This is a genomic window from Streptomyces sp. NPDC001980 (genome assembly GCF_040296885.1).
Lineage (GTDB): Bacteria > Actinomycetota > Actinomycetes > Streptomycetales > Streptomycetaceae > Streptomyces.
Window position 1 is genome coordinate 91,872 of sequence record NZ_JBEOYD010000025.1, and the last position, 16,516, is coordinate 108,387.

A 16,516-nucleotide genomic window follows, 5' to 3' on the forward strand; every position below is an offset into this window, starting at 1 on the left:
GGCACGCCCTCGCAGGGGCGTGGCCGTGGACCGGCGAAATGGGGCTCGCTACTTCTTGGAGCCGGCGGCAGCCTTGCCGAAGCGGGCCTCGAAGCGGGCCACACGGCCACCGGTGTCGAGGATCTTCTGCTTGCCCGTGTAGAACGGGTGGCACTCGGAGCAGACCTCGGCACGGATGGTGCCGCTGGTGATCGTGCTACGGGTGGTGAACGACGCGCCACAGGTGCAGCTGACCTGCGTCTCGACGTACTCGGGGTGGATCTCGCGCTTCAAGGTGTCTCCTAGATTTCGGGAGGGCACCGGGTCGCCGCCGCGGGCTTGCGGGGCGTGAACCGGGGCCGACGTACCAGTCTGCCAGGGCTGGCCGTATCTCCCAAAACCGGGGGGCTTTGATCTTTATTCCGGGGAGGGCGGGAGGGTGCGCCTACGGGGGTGGGGACGGATTCGTCGTGTGCGCCTGCGGGTCCGTCGCGGCTTGTCGCGCAGTTCCCCGCGCCCCTTTCGGGGCGGGTCAGTGGACCCACCTTCTTGGGGGCGCGGGGAACTGCGCGGCCAACCACGGATCACCCGCACCCGGACTACGACGTCACGACCCCCTTGGCCTGCCCCGTCGCCGTCCCCTTCGTCGCGGACGCCGGGATCGGCCGGTCGTTCTTCAGGGCCTTCCAGACCAGCTTGGCCTTCGCCTCGGCCACGATCACCCGGTTCGGGTTCGCCGGGTCGTACTCCACCGGCATGGTGACCATGTGCATGTTCTTGGAGTCGATGGACTTCAGGCCGTTCGCGAAGTCGATCAGGGAGTTCACCGAGCCGATGTCGGAGTCGGTGGTGATCGTCTTCGTCGCGGTGTCGGCCAGGTCATACAGCTTCTTGGGGCTGGTGAAGACGCCCACCTGCTTGACCTGGTTGACGAGGGCCTTGATGAACGCCTGCTGGAGCTGGATGCGGCCCAGGTCGGAGCCGTCGCCGACGCCGTGCCGGGTGCGGACGAGGCCGAGGGCCTGCTTGCCGTTGAGCGTGTGGGTGCCGGCCTTGAGGTCGAGGTGGCTCTCCCGGTCGTCGATGGCCTTCGTCGTGGTGACCTTGACGCCGCCGAGCTCGTCGATGAGCTTCTGGAACCCGGAGAAGTCGACCTCCAGGTAGTGGTCCATCCGGATGCCGGTGATCGACTCGACGGTCTTGACCGCACAGGCCGCGCCGCCCGTGGAGTACGCGGAGTTGAACATCACGCCGGTCTCGGCGGAGTGGGTGGTGCCCCGCGCATCGGTGCAGGAGGGGCGGTCGATCAGGGTGTCCCGGGGGACGGAGACGACCGCGGCCTTCTTGTGGCCCTTGTAGACGTGGATGATCATCGCCGTGTCGGAGCGGGCGCTGCCGTCGTCCGCGCCGCCGCCGAGCTCCTTGTTGGCGCCGGAACGCGTGTCCGAGCCGAGGACCAGGATGTTCTCGGAGCCGTTGTCGACCTTGGCGGGCCGGTCGGTGCCGAGCATCTGGTTGATGTCGACGGTCTTGAGGTTGCCGTTGAGCTTGAAGTACAGGTAGCCGACGCCGGCGCCGCCGAGGACGAGGATGCCGGCCGCCGTCCAGGCCGTGACGAGCAGTGCCCTGCGGCCCGCCCTTCGGGGCCTGCGGTGGCTCGTGGCCTTCGTATCGGGCCCGGGTATGCCCGGACCGGGCGTGCTCTCGGCGGACATGGGCTCCTCTGTTCTCGTACGACTGCTCGGTTATCCCCTGCTTTCAGGGTCAGGCCCGGCGTACCAGGATCATCGGCACGTATCCGGACCATCGTCGCTCCGCCTGGTCAGACAGCGAAACTCGGGAAAGGGTTGCACAACGCAGTGTGCCCACCGCGTGGAGCGATGGGCACACTGAGTGATCGGAAGTCACCGGGCAAGTGGGGCGAACCCCCGCTCACCAGCCATGTCAGCCGAAGATGTCGTACTGCTGGAAACCGGTACCGAGCGACTTCCTTGTGCCGAAGATCTCACTGGTCGCCTTGCCGGTACCCGGGTACAGGTACAGCGTGCCGCCGGTCGTCCGGGCCAGGAAGTCGGCCTTGCCGTCGCCGGTCAGGTCGCCGACCGCGGCGAGGGTGTTGAAGCCGGTCCAGCCGGAGCGGACCTTCACCCGGGCCGAGAAGAGGCCGGTGCCGGACTTGCCGGTGCCCTTGTACAGGTACAGGTCGCCGCCGCTGCTCTTGCGGGCCAGCAGGTCGGCCTTGCCGTCGCCGTTGAAGTCGCCGACGCCGCGCAGCTGGTTGTACTGGCTCCAGCCGCCGCCGATCTTGACGCGGGCGGCGAAGGTGCCGTTGCCCTTGCCGGGGTACAGCCACAGCACGCCGCCGGAGTCCTCGGAGAGCACGTCGGGCAGGTAGTCGCCGGTGAGGTCACCGGGGATCACGACGGCCTTGCGGGTCTTCCAGCCGGAGAAGATCTTCTTCGTGGCCCAGGAGCCGCTGGTCTGGGCGCTGTTCAGCACGAAGTGGTCCCAGTAGACGTCGCCGCTGGAGGCCACCCGGTAGACGAGATCCTGGAAGCCGTCCCGGTCGAGGTCGGCCTGCAGGATGACGTTGACGCCGCTCCAGTCGCCCCAGGAGGCACGGGAGGCGAGCGAGGTGCCCTTCGAGTCCAGCTCGTAGCCGACGTGGGTCGACGACTTACGGGCGAACAGGTCGGCCCTGCCGTCGTTGAGGTTGTTGAACAGGCTCAGGTTGGTGTCGGCGATCTGCGCGTAGGCGGCACCGACGTAGGTGCTGACCTTCGTGAAGACGGGGTAGGCACCCTTGGCGACACAGTCCTCGACACCCCAGGAGACGACACCGACGATGCGGCCGCCGACGACCAGCGGGCCACCGGAGTCGCCGTTGCAGGTGGTCGTCGTGCCGGTGTCACTGCCGGTGGCCGGCGCGCCCGCGCAGACCATGTGGCCCTTGACGAAGTCGGTGCTGCCGTAGGCGGCGGTGCAGGTGGCGTCCGTGTTGATCGGCAGCGTGGCCGTCTTCAGCGTCTCGGAGATGTCCTGCGTGGTGGAGCTGGTCCGGCCCCAGCCGTAGACCTTGGCGGTCTTGGCGGCCGTGCCCGTGTACGACGCGGTGTCGGTGTTCGTCGTCATGCGGATCGGGGTCGCCTTGACGGGGGCCGCCAGGGTGAGCACCGCGATGTCGTTGTTGGGGGCGCCGTCGGTCGACACGCTGTACGACGGGTTGTTCCACTGCCGCAGTACGGCGGTGGCGGTGCCGCCGTGCAGGTTGGCGGTGCCGTCGGTGTTGGTGGTGGGCAGCGAGGCGGTGCCGGTGACGACCGCGGAGTCGGTGGTGCTCCACTTGAAGCCCTTGACGCAGTGCGCGGCGGTGAGGATCTTCGTGGGCGAGATGACCGAGCCGCCGCAGAAGAAGCCCTCGTCGTCGCTGGTGCTGGTGGTGCCCTTGTCGTCGTAGTACCAGAGCTGGGCCATCCACGGCGCCGAGGAGATGGTGGTCGTACCGCCACCGATGATCTTCGGCGAGACGGCCGAACCGCTCGCGGTGGCGGTCGACTTGTTCGTGGTCGTCGTCCCGCTGTCGGCGGTGATCGCACGGGCGATCCGCTTGTTCAGAACGGCCTGCGACGGTGTGCTGACGGACGGCTTGGCCGTGGGCGTCGGCTGGGTGGCCGCGTTGGCGGAGGTCGCGATCAGCGCGGCCGCGACGGCGGCGGCGACACCGGCCGCGGCGACGGGCAGAGCGAAACGTATCCGGCGTCTGTGACGACCGCTCCCGGACGTGGGTGTACCCACCTAAGTCCCCCCTCGGGATCAGGAGTTCGTGATTCGGTCAACTGACCGAAGGCGCGATCGTACACCGGCCGGAAAAACGCCAGAAGCCGTCCCCCCTGGTGGGGGGACGGCTTCCGCTTACGACAGCTGTCAGTCGCCGTTACCGGGCGTCGGCGTCGTCTTCTGGATCTGCATCAGGAACTCGGCGTTCGACTTCGTCTGCTTCATCTTGTCGAGCAGCAGCTCGACCGCCTGCTGCTGGTCGAGGGCGTGCAGCACCCGGCGCAGCTTCCAGACGATGGCGAGCTCGTCGGGGGCGAGCAGGATCTCTTCCTTACGGGTGCCGGACGCGTCCACGTCCACCGCCGGGAAGATCCTCTTGTCCGCGAGCTTCCGGTCGAGCTTCAGCTCGGCGTTACCCGTGCCCTTGAACTCCTCGAAGATCACCTCGTCCATGCGGGACCCGGTGTCCACCAGGGCGGTGGCGAGGATGGTCAGCGAGCCGCCGTCCTCGATGTTGCGGGCCGCACCGAAGAAGCGCTTCGGCGGGTACAGGGCGGTCGAGTCGACACCACCGGACAGGATGCGGCCGGAGGCCGGCGCGGCCAGGTTGTACGCACGGCCCAGACGCGTGATCGAGTCGAGCAGCACGACCACGTCGTGGCCCAGCTCCACCAGACGCTTGGCACGCTCGATGGCGAGCTCGGCGACCGTGGTGTGGTCCTCGGCCGGACGGTCGAAGGTCGAGGAGATGACCTCGCCCTTCACCGACCGCTGCATGTCGGTGACCTCTTCCGGACGCTCGTCGACGAGGACGACCATCAGGTGGCACTCGGGGTTGTTGTGCGTGATCGCGTTGGCGATCGCCTGCATGATCATGGTCTTGCCGGTCTTCGGCGGGGCCACGATCAGACCGCGCTGGCCCTTACCGATCGGCGACACGAGGTCGATGATGCGGGTGGTCAGCACGCCCGGGTCGGTCTCCAGGCGGAGCCGGTCCTGCGGGTAGAGCGGGGTCAGCTTGTTGAACTCCGGGCGGCCGCGGCCGTGTTCGGGCGCCATGCCGTTGACGGAGTCGAGGCGGACCAGCGCGTTGAACTTCTCGCGGCGCTCGCCGTCCTTGGGCTGCCGTACCGCGCCGGTGACGTGGTCACCCTTGCGCAGGCCGTTCTTGCGGACCTGGGCGAGGGAGACGTACACGTCGTTCGGGCCCGGCAGGTAGCCGGAGGTCCGGATGAACGCGTAGTTGTCGAGGATGTCCAGGATGCCCGCGACGGGGATCAGGACGTCGTCGTCGGCCAGTTGCGGCTCGGCGCCGCCGATCTCGTCGCGGCCACGACGGCCCCGGCGGTCCCGGTAGCGACCGCGGCGGCCACGGCGGCCGTCGCCGAACTCGTCGTCGTCCTGCGGGCCGGCGTTGCGGTCCTGACGGCCGCCGCCCTGCTGCTGCGGCTGCTGCTGCTGCTGACGGTCCTGCCGGTCCTGCTGGCGGTCCTGGCGGTCCTGACGGCCGCCCTGGCCGCCGCCCTGCTGCTCGTCGCCCTTGTTGCGGCGGTCGCGGTCACGGCCGCGCTCACGGCGGTCGCGACGGCCGCGGCCGTCGTCACCGGCGTCGGCCCTGGCCTCGCCCTGCTGCTGCGCGGGCGTCTCGGCCTTCGGCTCCGTCCGCGCCTCGGCGGCGACGGTCTCGGCGCCGGTGGCGGTGGGGCTGCCGGCCTCGGCGGTGGCCCGGCGCCGGCGGCGCTCGGCCGGGGCGTCGTCCCCGTCGCGCTCGGCCTCGCCCGCGCGGCCGGCCGGCTGGCCGGGGATCTCGATCTGCTGCTGGGCCACGGCCTTCTCGGCGGGGGCCTCGGCGGCCTGCTCCGCCTTCTTCTCGGCGGCCTCGTCACCCGTGCGGGCCTTGGAGGTGGCCCGGCGCTTCGGCTTGGTCTCGGTGGCGGCCTCGGCCTTGGCGGGGGCTCCCCCACCGGCCTGCGCCTCCTTGATGACCTCGATCAGCTGGCTCTTGCGCATCCGCGCGGTGCCCCTGATGCCGAGGCCGGATGCGACCTGCTGAAGCTCGGCCAGCACCATGCCCTCGAGGCCGGTACCGCGGCGCCGCCGGGAGCCGGCACCGGAGGCAGGCGCGGAGGCGTCCGTGGCGGGCGCGGCAGCGGTCTCCTCGACACGTGCGCCCATCAGATCGGTGGTGTCGCTCACGAAGGGTCCTTCCCTGGAGCGGACGTCGGCCTGTCTGGCTCGGCGACCGGTTGTGCTGTCCGGCTTTCGGTCCTTGCTTGTGTGGACCGTGCCGGGGCGGTGGTCCGCCAATGCGGCGGAAGAGATATCTGGTGACGGCGCTTCCGACGAGCCGTGGCACCCGGTGTCACGTGGCGTGGTAGCACCTGTTCCGGAGCGTGCCCAGCGGCCCTCTCAGTGCCCGGGTACGGCGTACTGCCCAGGTACGTCATACAGAACGCTGAATGGCTTGGGAGACTCCCGGAAGAATGTCTGTCCCGGACGGGGACACGAAGCACCTCGCCATGGTGGGGTCGGGTGCAGACTTGAGGTTAACACTACCGGATCCAACAAACATTCCCCCTCTCCAAATCCGGCAATCGTGCGCGTCACATGTCACTGGAGGGCGCGAGCGGCAGCACGCTCGCTCCCTGAAGGTCCAGGTCGAGCCGGTTGGCGGCCCAGTCCCTACCGGCCAGGGCCTGCACCTTCTCGGCGCTGCCGGCGTCGGCGAGCGCCATCACGGTGGGTCCGGCGCCGGAGATCACGGCCGGGATGCCGTCGGCGCGCAGCCGCTCCACCAGTGCCGCGCTCTCCGGCATCGCGGGGGCGCGGTACTCCTGGTGCAGACGGTCCTCGGTGGCGGGCAGCAGCAGCTCGGGGCGCCGGGTGAGGGCCTCGACGAGCAGGGCCGCGCGGCCCGCGTTGGTGGCGGCGTCGACGTGCGGCACGGTGCGCGGGAGCAGTCCGCGCGCGGTCTCCGTCAGGACCGGTTTCCCGGGCACGAAAACCACCGGAACGATGGAATCGTTGGGCTCCATCCTGATCGCCCGGGCGGCGCCGGACTCCATCCAGGAGAGCGTGAAGCCGCCGAGCAGGCAGGCCGCGACGTTGTCGGGGTGGCCCTCGATCTCGGTCGCGAGCTCCAGCAGGGCGGCGTCGTCGAGCCGGGCCTCGCCGCCTATGGTCACGGCACGCGCGGCGACGATGCCGGCGCAGATGGCGGCGGAGGAGGAGCCGAGGCCGCGGCCGTGCGGGATGCGGTTCGCGCACACGATCTCCAGGCCGCGGGGCTGTCCGCCCAGCAGGTCGAAGGCGGTGCGCAGGGAGCGTACGAGGAGGTGGCTCTCGTCACGCGGCAGCGTCTCGCTGCCCTCCCCCGCGATGTCGATGTGCAGCCCGGAGTCGGCCACCCGGACGACGACGTCGTCGTAGAGCCCCAGCGCGAGGCCCAGGGCGTCGAAGCCCGGACCGAGGTTGGCGCTGGTGGCAGGGGTGCGCACCCGGACGGCGGCGGCGCGGAACGCTGGACCGGCCATCGCTCGATGACTCTCCTTGAGCTGCGTGATGGTCGAATGACATTCGATAGGTACGTGGGGGACCCTCGGGCCGTGGAGACGGCGCGGCACCGCGCCATATGCGGAGGCATATGCAGCGGGCGGGTTCGGTACAGCCTATCGAAGGAAGGTTCTGTGGCGACATAGGGCGCACAGGAGGCGCACGATGCGTGTCGTAAGCCCCCCGTGCCCCCTCCGTAGGGAGTTCCCTGTCGAAGACGCCGCAGAGTGTCGGCCGGTCGCCCGGCCAGGTCGGCCGGTTGCCCGGCCGGGGTTGCTCGAATGCCTCTCGAGTACCCCTTGAGGCCGTGCTCTAGGCGAGCCCGAGCCGCTCGGCCGCGGCGGCCGCGTCGACCGGCACGGTGACCGGCTGCGGAGCGCCGGCGACGGCCCAGTCGGGGTCCTTCAGGCCGTTGCCGGTGACCGTGCAGACGATGCGCTGGCCGGGGTCGACCTTGCCCTGCTCGGCGGCCTTCAGCAGACCGGCCACGGACGCGGCGGAGGCGGGCTCCACGAAGACACCCTCCTGCGCGGCCAACAGCCGGTAGGCGCGCAGGATCTCACGGTCCGTCACCTCGTCGATGAAGCCGCCGGACTCGTCCCGGGCCGCGAGCGCGAACTGCCAGGAGGCGGGGTTGCCGATGCGGATCGCGGTGGCGATCGTCGAGGGGTCCTTGACGATCTCGCCGCGCACGATCGGGGCGCTGCCGGAGGCCTGGAAACCCCACATCCGGGGCGTCCCGGTGGAGATGCCGTCGGCGGCGTACTCCTTGTACCCCTTCCAGTACGCGGTGATGTTGCCCGCGTTGCCCACCGGCAGGACGTGGATGTCGGGCGCGTCGCCGAGCATGTCCACGATCTCGAAGGAGGCCGTCTTCTGGCCCTCGATGCGCACCGGGTTGACCGAATTGACCAGCGCCACCGGGTAGTTCTCGCTCAGCTTGCGGGCGAGGGTGAGGCAGTCGTCGAAGTTGCCGTCGACCTGGAGGATCTTCGCGCCGTGCACGAGGGCCTGGCCCATCTTGCCGAGCGCGATCTTGCCCTGCGGGACGAGCACGGCGGAGACCATGCCCGCGCGCACGGCGTACGCGGCGGCGGAGGCGGAGGTGTTCCCGGTGGAGGCGCAGATCACAGCCTGCGCGCCCGCCTCCTTGGCCTTGCTGATGGCCATGGTCATGCCGCGGTCCTTGAAGGACCCGGTCGGGTTCGCGCCCTCCACCTTCAGGTGGACCTCGCAGCCCGTGCGCTCGGAGAGCACCTGCGCGGGCACGAGGGGCGTGCCGCCCTCGCGGAGCGTCACGACCGGCGTGGTGTCGGAGACGGGCAGCCGGTCCCGGTACTCCTCGATGATTCCGCGCCACTGGTGGGTCATTGCTGGTTACTCTCCTTCAACCCGCATGATGCTGGCGACACCCCGCACGGTGTCGAGCTTGCGCAGCGCCTCGACGGTCCCGGAGAGGGAGGCGTCGGAGGCCCGGTGGGTGACGACGACGAGGGAGGCCTCGCCGTCCTTTCCGGTCTGCCGAACCGTATCGATGGAAACCCCGTGCTCGGCGAAGACGGTGGCGACCTGGGCGAGAACACCCGGTTTGTCGGCGACGTCGAGGCTGATGTGGTAGCGCGTGACGACATCACCCATGGGCGACACGGTCAGACCGGCGTACGCCGACTCGCCGGGCCCCGTTGCCCCGCTGAGCCGATTGCGGCAGACGGCGACGAGGTCGCCGAGGACCGCGGAGGCGGTCGGGGCGCCGCCGGCGCCGGGACCGTAGAACATCAGCTGCCCGCTCGCGTCCGACTCCACGAAGACGGCGTTGTACGCGCCGCGCACGGAGGCGAGCGGGTGGGTCAGCGGAATCATGGCGGGGTGCACGCGGGCCGTCACCGAGCCGCCGTCCTCGGCTCGCTCGCAGATGGCGAGCAGCTTGATGGTGCAGCCCATGTTCTTGGCGGAGGCGAAGTCGGCGGCGGTGACCTCGGTCATGCCCTCGCGGTAGACGTCGTCGAGCCGCACCCGGGAGTGGAAGGCGATGCCGGCGAGGATGGCGGCCTTGGCGGCCGCGTCGAAGCCCTCGACGTCGGCGGTCGGGTCGGCCTCCGCGTAGCCCAGCGCGGTGGCCTCGTCGAGGGCCTCCTGGTAGCCCGCCCCGGTGGAGTCCATCTTGTCGAGGATGAAGTTGGTGGTGCCGTTGACGATGCCGAGCACCCGGTTGACCTTGTCACCGGCCAGGGACTCGCGCAGCGGCCGGATCAGCGGGATGGCGCCGGCGACGGCGGCCTCGTAGTAGAGGTCCTTGCCGTGCTGCTCGGCGACCGCGTGCAGGGCGGCGCCGTCCTGGGCGAGCAGCGCCTTGTTGGCCGACACGACCGACGCGCCGTGCTCGAAGGCGGTGGTGATGAGGGTGCGGGCGGGTTCGATCCCGCCGATGACCTCCACCACGACGTCGATGTCGCCGCGTTTGACGAGCGCGGTGGCGTCGGTGGTGACCAGGTCCGGGTCGATGCCCTCACGGACCCTGGAGGGCCGTCGTACGGCCACACCGGCCAGCTCGACCGGGGCGCCGATCCGCTGGGCGAGGTCGTCGGCGTGCGTCGTCATGATGCGTGCCACCTCTGAGCCGACGACCCCACAGCCCAGCAGCGCCACCTTCAGCGGACGCGTACGCATCATCCGACCTCGTTTCCTCATACCGTCTACGGTTGGACCAGTCTCACTCACCGGACGGGAGTTTCTACCCTTCGTCCGGATCGTGAGACATCTATTTCATTGTGCGGGGATGGCAGACAGGAGATCTTCCGCCTGCGTCATCCGCCTGTGTCTCCGCCTGTCATCCGACGTCGAGCCGGAGCAGGTCCTCCTCCGTCTCCCGCCGGACGATCACCCGGGCCGCACCGTCCCGCACCGCGACGACGGGCGGCCGGAGCACGTGGTTGTAGTTGCTGGCCATGGAACGGCAGTAGGCGCCGGTGGCCGGTACGGCGATGAGGTCACCGGGTGCCAGGTCGCCCGGCAGGAACGCGTCCTTCACCACGATGTCCCCGCTCTCGCAGTGCTTGCCGACGACGCGGGCGAGCATCGGCTCGGCGTCGCTGGTCCGGGACACCAGGGCGACGCTGTACTCGGCGTCGTAGAGCGCGGTCCGGATGTTGTCGGACATGCCGCCGTCGACGGAGACGTAGGTGCGGAGGTTGTCGAGCGGCTTGATGGTGCCGACCTCGTAGAGCGTGAAGGCGGTGGGCCCGACGATGGCCCGCCCCGGCTCCACGGAGATCCGGGGCGTCCGCAGCCTGGCGGCCTCGCACTCCCTCGTCACGATCTCGGTGAGCGCCTTGGCGATCTCGTGCGGCTCGCGCGGGTCGTCGTCGCTCGTGTACGCGATCCCGAGCCCGCCGCCCAGGTCGATCTCGGGCAGCTCGACCCCGTGCTCGTCCCGGATGTCCTTGAGCAGCCCCACGACCCGGTGCGCGGCGACCTCGAACCCCGACATGTCGAAGATCTGCGACCCGATGTGCGAGTGGATCCCGATGAGCTCGAGCCCGTCGAGCTGCAGCGCCCGCCGCACGGCCTCCGCGGCCTGCCCGCCGGCCAGCGGGATCCCGAACTTCTGGTCCTCGTGGGCGGTGGCGATGAACTCGTGGGTGTGCGCCTCGACACCCACGGTGATACGGATCTGCACGCGCTGCCGGGTGCCGAGCTCCTGCGCGATGTGGGCGACCCGCACGATCTCCTGGAAGGAGTCAAGGACGATCCGCCCGACACCGGCCTCGACCGCCCGCCGGATCTCCGCCGCGGACTTGTTGTTGCCGTGGAAGGCGATGCGGTCGGCGGGCATGCCGGCGGAGAGGGCGGTGGCCAGTTCCCCGCCGGAGCACACGTCCAGGTTGAGCCCCTCCTCGTGCAGCCAGCGCACGACGGCCCGCGACAGGAACGCCTTCCCGGCGTAGAACACGTCGGCGTCCGGTCCGAACGCGGTGCGCCAGGCACGGGCCCGGGCCCGGAAGTCGTCCTCGTCGAGGACGTAGGCGGGGGTGCCGAACTCCTCGGCGAGGGTCTTCACGTCGGCACCGCCGACGGTGACGACGCCGTCGGCGTTCCGGGTGACGGTCTGGGACCACACCTTGGAGTCGAGGGCGTTGAGATCGGTGGGCGGGGCGGCGTAGTGCCCCTCGGGCAGGACATCGGCGTGCCGGGGCCCGGCGGGGTGCGCGGAACGGCTCATTGCTCTTTGGGCTCTCTCAGAGGTGATCGGGTGCGTCGATGCCGAGCAGGGACAGGCCGCCGGCCAGCACCGTCCCGGCGGCTTCGGCGAGGGCGAGCCGGGCACGGTGGGCGGCCGAGGGTTTCTCGTCGCCACGGGGCAGCACGGTCGGCAGGTACGGCAGCGCGGCATCGGCGACGGTGACGAGGTGCCGGGCGAGCCGGTCGGGGGCGCGGTGGGTGGCCGCGCCGGTGAGGATGCGGGGGTAGTCGGCGAGGGCGGTGACGAGACCGCCCGGGGCGTCGGGAACGTCGCCGGGCACGGCACCGATCCCGAGCCGCCCCGCTCCCCGCCCGACGGCCCGCACCCGGGCGTGCGCGTACCGGACCCGGAACAGCGGGTTGCTCTCCCGCTGCACCAGATGATCGGCGGTGATCCGGGGCCGGTCGTGGGCGGCCGGATGCAGCAGGGCCCACTGGGCGGCGTCGGGCCCGAGCGGCGCGGGGTCCTCGGGCGCCGGAACGGGCCGGAGACTGACGGGCTCCCCGTGCTCGACCTCACCGCGCCCGCCCTGGGTCGCGACGATCCGTACGACCGCGTCGGCGACGACCTCGGCCCGCACGTCGTACGGCACCCGCAACGCGACGACCTGCCCGGCGAGGGCGTCGCCGTGGCCGTAGGCGGCCCCGAGGCTGCGGATCTCCCCGACCAGCGTGGCGGTCGGGGACGAGGAGGTGCTGAGGGAGATGTTGAGGAACCCGGGCCCGGTGACGACGACGTCCTCGACGCCGGCGCACTCCGCGAGCAGCGGCACCAGGATCTCGGCGACCCGCGCCGGCGGCTGCCCGGCGGGCCCGGCAAGCTGCAGCGCGACGTTGGTGGCGTAGTCCCCGCATCCACCGGGCCCGGGCGGCGTCACCACGACCCGCTCCGGCACGGTCACACTGAGCTCCCCCGCGTCCACGGCACGGCGCACCGCGCGCAGCACGGTGCGAGAGAGCTCGACGGGGGTCACGGGACAAGCGTAGGGGAGGAAGGGGGTGGGTATGCGAGCAGGTTTGGACAGCGTTCCGGTATGTGGACGCCGCGTGCAGGGGTCACGGATAGGCGGGGTTGCCCCCGGCCCGCTCCCCCGAGAACTGGACCTCCTCGCCCACGCCCCCGTCCTCCCCCTCGCTCCCGCCTCGCCGCCGCTCGATCAACTCCCGCACCAACTGGACGAGTTCGGCGGGTTCGAAGGGCTTGGCGAGAAACGCGTCGACGCCGACGCCTAGCCCGGTCTCGACCTCGTACTGCGTACAGGCACTGACGATGGCGAGCGGAAGATCGCGAGTCCGGGGATCGGCACGCAGCTGAGCGGCGGTCCGCAGCCCGTCGAGCCGAGGCATCACGACGTCCAGAGTGATCACGTCGGGACGCACCCGATGAACGACATCCAGACACTCGGCACCGTCGGCCGCGGTCACGACCTCGATACCCTCCAGTTCGAGATTGACCCTGATCAGCTGCCGGATGACCTTGTTGTCGTCCACAACAAGCACCCGGCCCGACGCCCCTGGCACAACTCGAGAGTAGGTCCGGACCGGCCACCGCGTCCGCGTTTTCCCGACTTCCACCCCGTGCGGGCGAGCACCCCAGCGAAACCCGTTCCTGATCACCCCGACCGAGCTGGTAGTGTTCTACCCGTCGCCGCGAGCAACAGCTCAACGCCAGACGCCCCCGTAGCTCAGGGGATAGAGCAACGGCCTCCGGAGCCGTGTGCGCAGGTTCGAATCCTGCCGGGGGCACTCCGGATTAAGACCCTGACCAGCGGAAACGTCGGTCAGGGTCTTTTTTGTGCATGCCAAAACAGCAACGGCCAACCTGGCCATTACCACTCGGCTCCCGCATAGCCCTGATCAGGGGTTTTCCATGACCGGTCGGACGAAATCCGAATCGTCCGATCCCGCGAAATCGATTTCTGTGGGACATACGTGGGCCAGAAAGCCGCAAGGTGGATCCGCCCCCTCAAAAGAGTGCTTTGACCTGCATGTTTACCAAGCGGGACAGCCAGAAGGGACACGGAGCAACAGGCCGTTGCACTTTCCCGGACCAGATTCGGCACAGTCTCGCGAAGCCGTTCGCGCCCGCCCGACAGCGGTATGCCCCCATGTCTGACTCACACGAGGGAACAATGATTCCTATCAGCGTCGATCGTTGGGACGCCCCATGCAGGCGGCGCCTCGCTCATGGAGCGGATGACATGCTCCCCTCCTCCTTCGTTCCGGCCACCGGAAGCACGTACTCGCCGGCGAGGCGCGCCAAGTGCAGCGGGAGGGGCCGGGCGAGCGGCGGGTAGTCGTCTTGGTAGCGCAGCTGGTGCGTGAGCGTCGCCCACTCCGCCGGCCGGTCAGGCAGGTCCCCTTCACGCCCCGAGTCCGCCAGCGCCTTCTCCGACAGGCAGCCGAGCACGGTGATCTCCAGCTGCCCGGGGTTCCAGGCAGTCTTCCCGGGTGCTGTCCGGCTCTGTGCCGTGGGCGCCAGCTTCATGAGGCCCTTCGGTAGTTTCGCCACTGTGTGCGGCTTCGAGGCCGTACTCGCGAAGACACGGCTCTCCGTCTCCGCCGTCCCCCACACGCCCTCGGCGAAGCCGACGCTGCCCTTGGCGTCGTGGGCGTACCACTCCGCCACTTCCTCCCGCGCGTTGGCGTCCCGTACGAGCACCACCCGCAGGTCGTCACCGTAGAGCGTGTGGCGCTGGGCTGGTTCGGTGCCGAAGCCGAGCATGTCGCGGTCCAGCTCGCCGTTGCGCAGGCGAGGCCAGCACTGGCGCAGATTGCCTGCGTCCGCCAGCACGAGGGTCGGGCGACCGCGGAGCTGGAAGAGCAGCGCGCGGATCTGCCGCTCGGCCTCCCGCTGCCTGTGCTGCTCCACACCCGGGCGGGCACCGGGCCGGAGCCCTCCCCTGGCGGTCACGCCGTCGCCAGGGCCACCCGTATCAGTCTCCTTCCCCGTCTCCGCCACTGGTTCCACTGCCTGAGAGAGCAGCAGCAACAGCTTCGCGTACGGCACCCATTCGGCGCGCTCGGCGTCCCACCCCTCGATGGCGCCCGGTCCTTCGTCCCCGGGGCGGACCCGCACCGCGACAAGCCGATGGACGGGGCGCCGCGTGGGCCCCTTCCTGGTGTGGCGTACGAGCCAGAGCGCCACGTACTGGAGCTCGCCGGGAACTCCGGCCCCCACTCGATGGGCGGGCGGACTGATCGCGCCGAGCTGCCGAAAGGCGTCCAGCCAGGTCCACTTGGCCCGGTGCTCCAGGCCACTGTCGGTGTCGTCGGGCAGGTTGACGAACTGGCTCAGCCGGCCCTGCCGCGCCCAGGCGATGCGCAGCGCATGCTTGGGGTCGGAGTCGGGGACGGCGGCGAAGCGCTCCTTGCTGGCGATCTCCGTGATCACAACTCCGGCCGCGTCGGGTCGCGGAACCACGCGGTCCGCCACAAGCCGGCAGCGCCCTTCGACGGCTTCGGCCAGCCGGACGGCCCTGGAGCGCCTGCGCTCCCGGGAGACCGGCAGGGCGTCAGCCAGGGGCCCCGCGGGCCAGGCTCGTACGCGGATCTCGATCCCCTCGCCCCGCCACCGCCAGGTGTCGTCGTCGGCCGACCCCACGCTCTCCCCGGGAGGGAAGCCGATGAGCTTCGGCAGTTCCGCGAGCAGGGCGGCACGGGTTTCCGGGGACTGCCAGAAGACGTCGATCTCCAGGGGACGGCCGTTGAGTGCGCGTGCCAACGCCGCCCGCCGCTGCAGGGACAGCTGCGTGTCCCGGACGCCCGGACCATGTCCGGCTCCCGAACGAGGCAGCAATGAGGGGGTGTTGCTCCGGGTAACCCGTGTGAGGTCGGGGACCCGGGTCAGCATGGGGCGCAGCCCCTCCTCGACCCAGGCGTCCAGATCCGCCCGCTCCCGTGCCATCAGCCCCGGTCCAACCTCATGCGGGCCGATCGACGGGTGGTAGACAATGCCGGCGGCCACGTCCCCGGACCCGTTGATCCAGCGTTCCGGATGGGAGAAGAGCGCCTCGGGCTGCGGGTAGTTGCGTACGATGTCCAGCTCAGGCAAGAGCGGTGCGGGGCTGTGGTGGCGCCAGGCCAGTTCCTTCAGCCGCCGGTCGTAGCCGAGGGTGTTCACCATCAACCGGTGGCCCCGGTCCGGCCCTCCCGGCCATGGCAGGGGAGCGTCGAGCAGAACGGTCGTGCCGCCGAGCTGGTGGGGGCGCACGTCCAGCTGGGTGGCCCACCGGCGGACCTGGGCGGACACATGGACGCGGAACCGTGGGGCGAACGGCACGGTGTGGACGGTGATGTTGAGGCAGGCCGAGTAGTACCAGGTCTGCCCGCGGCGCTCGTACCGCTGTGGCGGCCAGGAGACGAGTCGCGCGCCGTTGCCCGAGCTCTCGACGCGAAAGTGGAGTGTGGTGCCCCCGGTGCGGAACGTCCGCGCGGCCAGCCGGAAGGCGGCCCACTCGGGCAGCAGGCCGTAGAGCCGTGCGGTGGGTTCGGCTGTTCCGCCCGCCGAGGTCACGGACTCGGTGAGGTCGACCGATTCGGTCTCCCAATGTGGCAGTTGGACGGCCTCGGCCGGGTCGTCGGAGCGGAGCCTCTCCTCCAGATCGGCGCCCTCGGTGTCGTCCTCCTCCCGGTACATGCCCGCCGCCCAGGTGCCGATCACCGGGGCCAGCACCTCCGGCGGGACGGCTTCCCGTGCGTAGAGCCACGGCAGGCGACAGTCCGTTCCGGCATTGCGGCCGGTCGCGATGACGCCGGGGGCCATCGCCTGGAGCAGCGAGTTGAGCCTGCGTACGGGGAGCCGATCGGGGCGGGCGGAGCCCTGGTCGGCCTCGGCGTGCATCCTGGTGAGCTCGGTGTGCAACTCCTCGCCGAGCCGCAACACACTCATCTCCTCCCGCCATGGTCCATGGATCGGGTCGGGTTCGTAGGCCGCGTTGCGAATGGTGTGATACACGAAATTGCCTCC

At 70.3% G+C, this 16,516-nt stretch carries 11 protein-coding genes and 1 tRNA gene; 1 reads left to right on the forward strand and 11 read right to left on the reverse strand.

Annotation, left to right across the window (positions count from 1 at the left end):
* Positions 1-48: 48 nt before the first annotated feature.
* The 10 genes from rpmE to ABT137_RS32170 form a co-directional block, all read right to left on the reverse strand.
* Positions 49-273, reverse strand: a complete 225-nt coding sequence (gene rpmE, locus ABT137_RS32125) for a 50S ribosomal protein L31 (protein WP_030049623.1) — start codon at positions 271-273, stop codon at positions 49-51.
* 305 nt (positions 274-578) lie between these two features.
* The gene (locus ABT137_RS32130; RefSeq protein ID WP_351714619.1) at positions 579-1,694 is read right to left on the reverse strand and encodes an LCP family protein; all 1,116 of its coding nucleotides are present in this window, start codon (positions 1,692-1,694) and stop codon (positions 579-581) included.
* 229 nt (positions 1,695-1,923) lie between these two features.
* Positions 1,924-3,774 carry a trypsin-like serine protease gene (locus ABT137_RS32135; RefSeq protein WP_351714620.1) on the reverse strand — a complete coding sequence of 617 codons (1,851 nt, stop codon included), beginning with the start codon at positions 3,772-3,774 and terminating at the stop codon, positions 1,924-1,926.
* Between the two features lie 129 nt (positions 3,775-3,903).
* On the reverse strand, positions 3,904-5,952 hold the full coding sequence (rho, locus tag ABT137_RS32140) for a transcription termination factor Rho (RefSeq protein ID WP_351714621.1): 2,049 nt from the start codon (positions 5,950-5,952) through the stop codon (positions 3,904-3,906).
* Between the two features lie 407 nt (positions 5,953-6,359).
* Entirely contained in the window at positions 6,360-7,289 is a 930-nt protein-coding gene (thrB, locus tag ABT137_RS32145; RefSeq protein WP_351714622.1) for a homoserine kinase, read from the reverse strand.
* A gap of 331 nt (positions 7,290-7,620) precedes the next feature.
* Complete coding sequence (gene thrC, locus ABT137_RS32150) at positions 7,621-8,679, reverse strand: threonine synthase (RefSeq protein WP_351714623.1); 1,059 nt, start codon at positions 8,677-8,679, stop codon at positions 7,621-7,623.
* Positions 8,680-8,685: 6 nt separating this feature from the next.
* Entirely contained in the window at positions 8,686-9,978 is a 1,293-nt protein-coding gene (locus ABT137_RS32155) for a homoserine dehydrogenase (protein WP_351714624.1), read from the reverse strand.
* Positions 9,979-10,135: 157 nt separating this feature from the next.
* Complete coding sequence (gene lysA, locus ABT137_RS32160) at positions 10,136-11,527, reverse strand: diaminopimelate decarboxylase (RefSeq protein ID WP_351714625.1); 1,392 nt, start codon at positions 11,525-11,527, stop codon at positions 10,136-10,138.
* A 16-nt stretch (positions 11,528-11,543) separates the two neighbouring features.
* Positions 11,544-12,521 (reverse strand): ArgS-related anticodon-binding protein NrtL, encoded by a 978-nt coding sequence (gene nrtL, locus ABT137_RS32165; protein ID WP_351714626.1) that lies wholly within the window; start codon positions 12,519-12,521, stop codon positions 11,544-11,546.
* 82 nt (positions 12,522-12,603) lie between these two features.
* The gene (locus ABT137_RS32170; protein WP_502984606.1) at positions 12,604-13,161 is read right to left on the reverse strand and encodes a response regulator; all 558 of its coding nucleotides are present in this window, start codon (positions 13,159-13,161) and stop codon (positions 12,604-12,606) included.
* A 60-nt stretch (positions 13,162-13,221) separates the two neighbouring features.
* Here ABT137_RS32170 and ABT137_RS32175 point away from each other — a divergent pair.
* A tRNA-Arg gene (locus ABT137_RS32175) sits at positions 13,222-13,293 on the forward strand.
* A gap of 439 nt (positions 13,294-13,732) precedes the next feature.
* Here ABT137_RS32175 and ABT137_RS32180 read toward each other — a convergent pair.
* Complete coding sequence (locus ABT137_RS32180; protein ID WP_351714628.1) at positions 13,733-16,504, reverse strand: pPIWI_RE module domain-containing protein; 2,772 nt, start codon at positions 16,502-16,504, stop codon at positions 13,733-13,735.
* Positions 16,505-16,516: the final 12 nt, after the last annotated feature.

What these genes read in the sequence shown, in the direction of transcription:
- thrC (WP_351714623.1), bottom strand. Translation starts at nt 8,679, where the DNA reads ATGACCCACCAGTGGCGCGGAATCATCGAGGAGTACCGGGACCGGCTG.
- thrB (WP_351714622.1), bottom strand. Translation starts at nt 7,289, where the DNA reads ATGGCCGGTCCAGCGTTCCGCGCCGCCGCCGTCCGGGTGCGCACCCCT.
- lysA (WP_351714625.1), bottom strand. Translation starts at nt 11,527, where the DNA reads ATGAGCCGTTCCGCGCACCCCGCCGGGCCCCGGCACGCCGATGTCCTG.
- ABT137_RS32155 (WP_351714624.1), bottom strand. Translation starts at nt 9,978, where the DNA reads ATGATGCGTACGCGTCCGCTGAAGGTGGCGCTGCTGGGCTGTGGGGTC.
- ABT137_RS32130 (WP_351714619.1), bottom strand. Translation starts at nt 1,694, where the DNA reads ATGTCCGCCGAGAGCACGCCCGGTCCGGGCATACCCGGGCCCGATACG.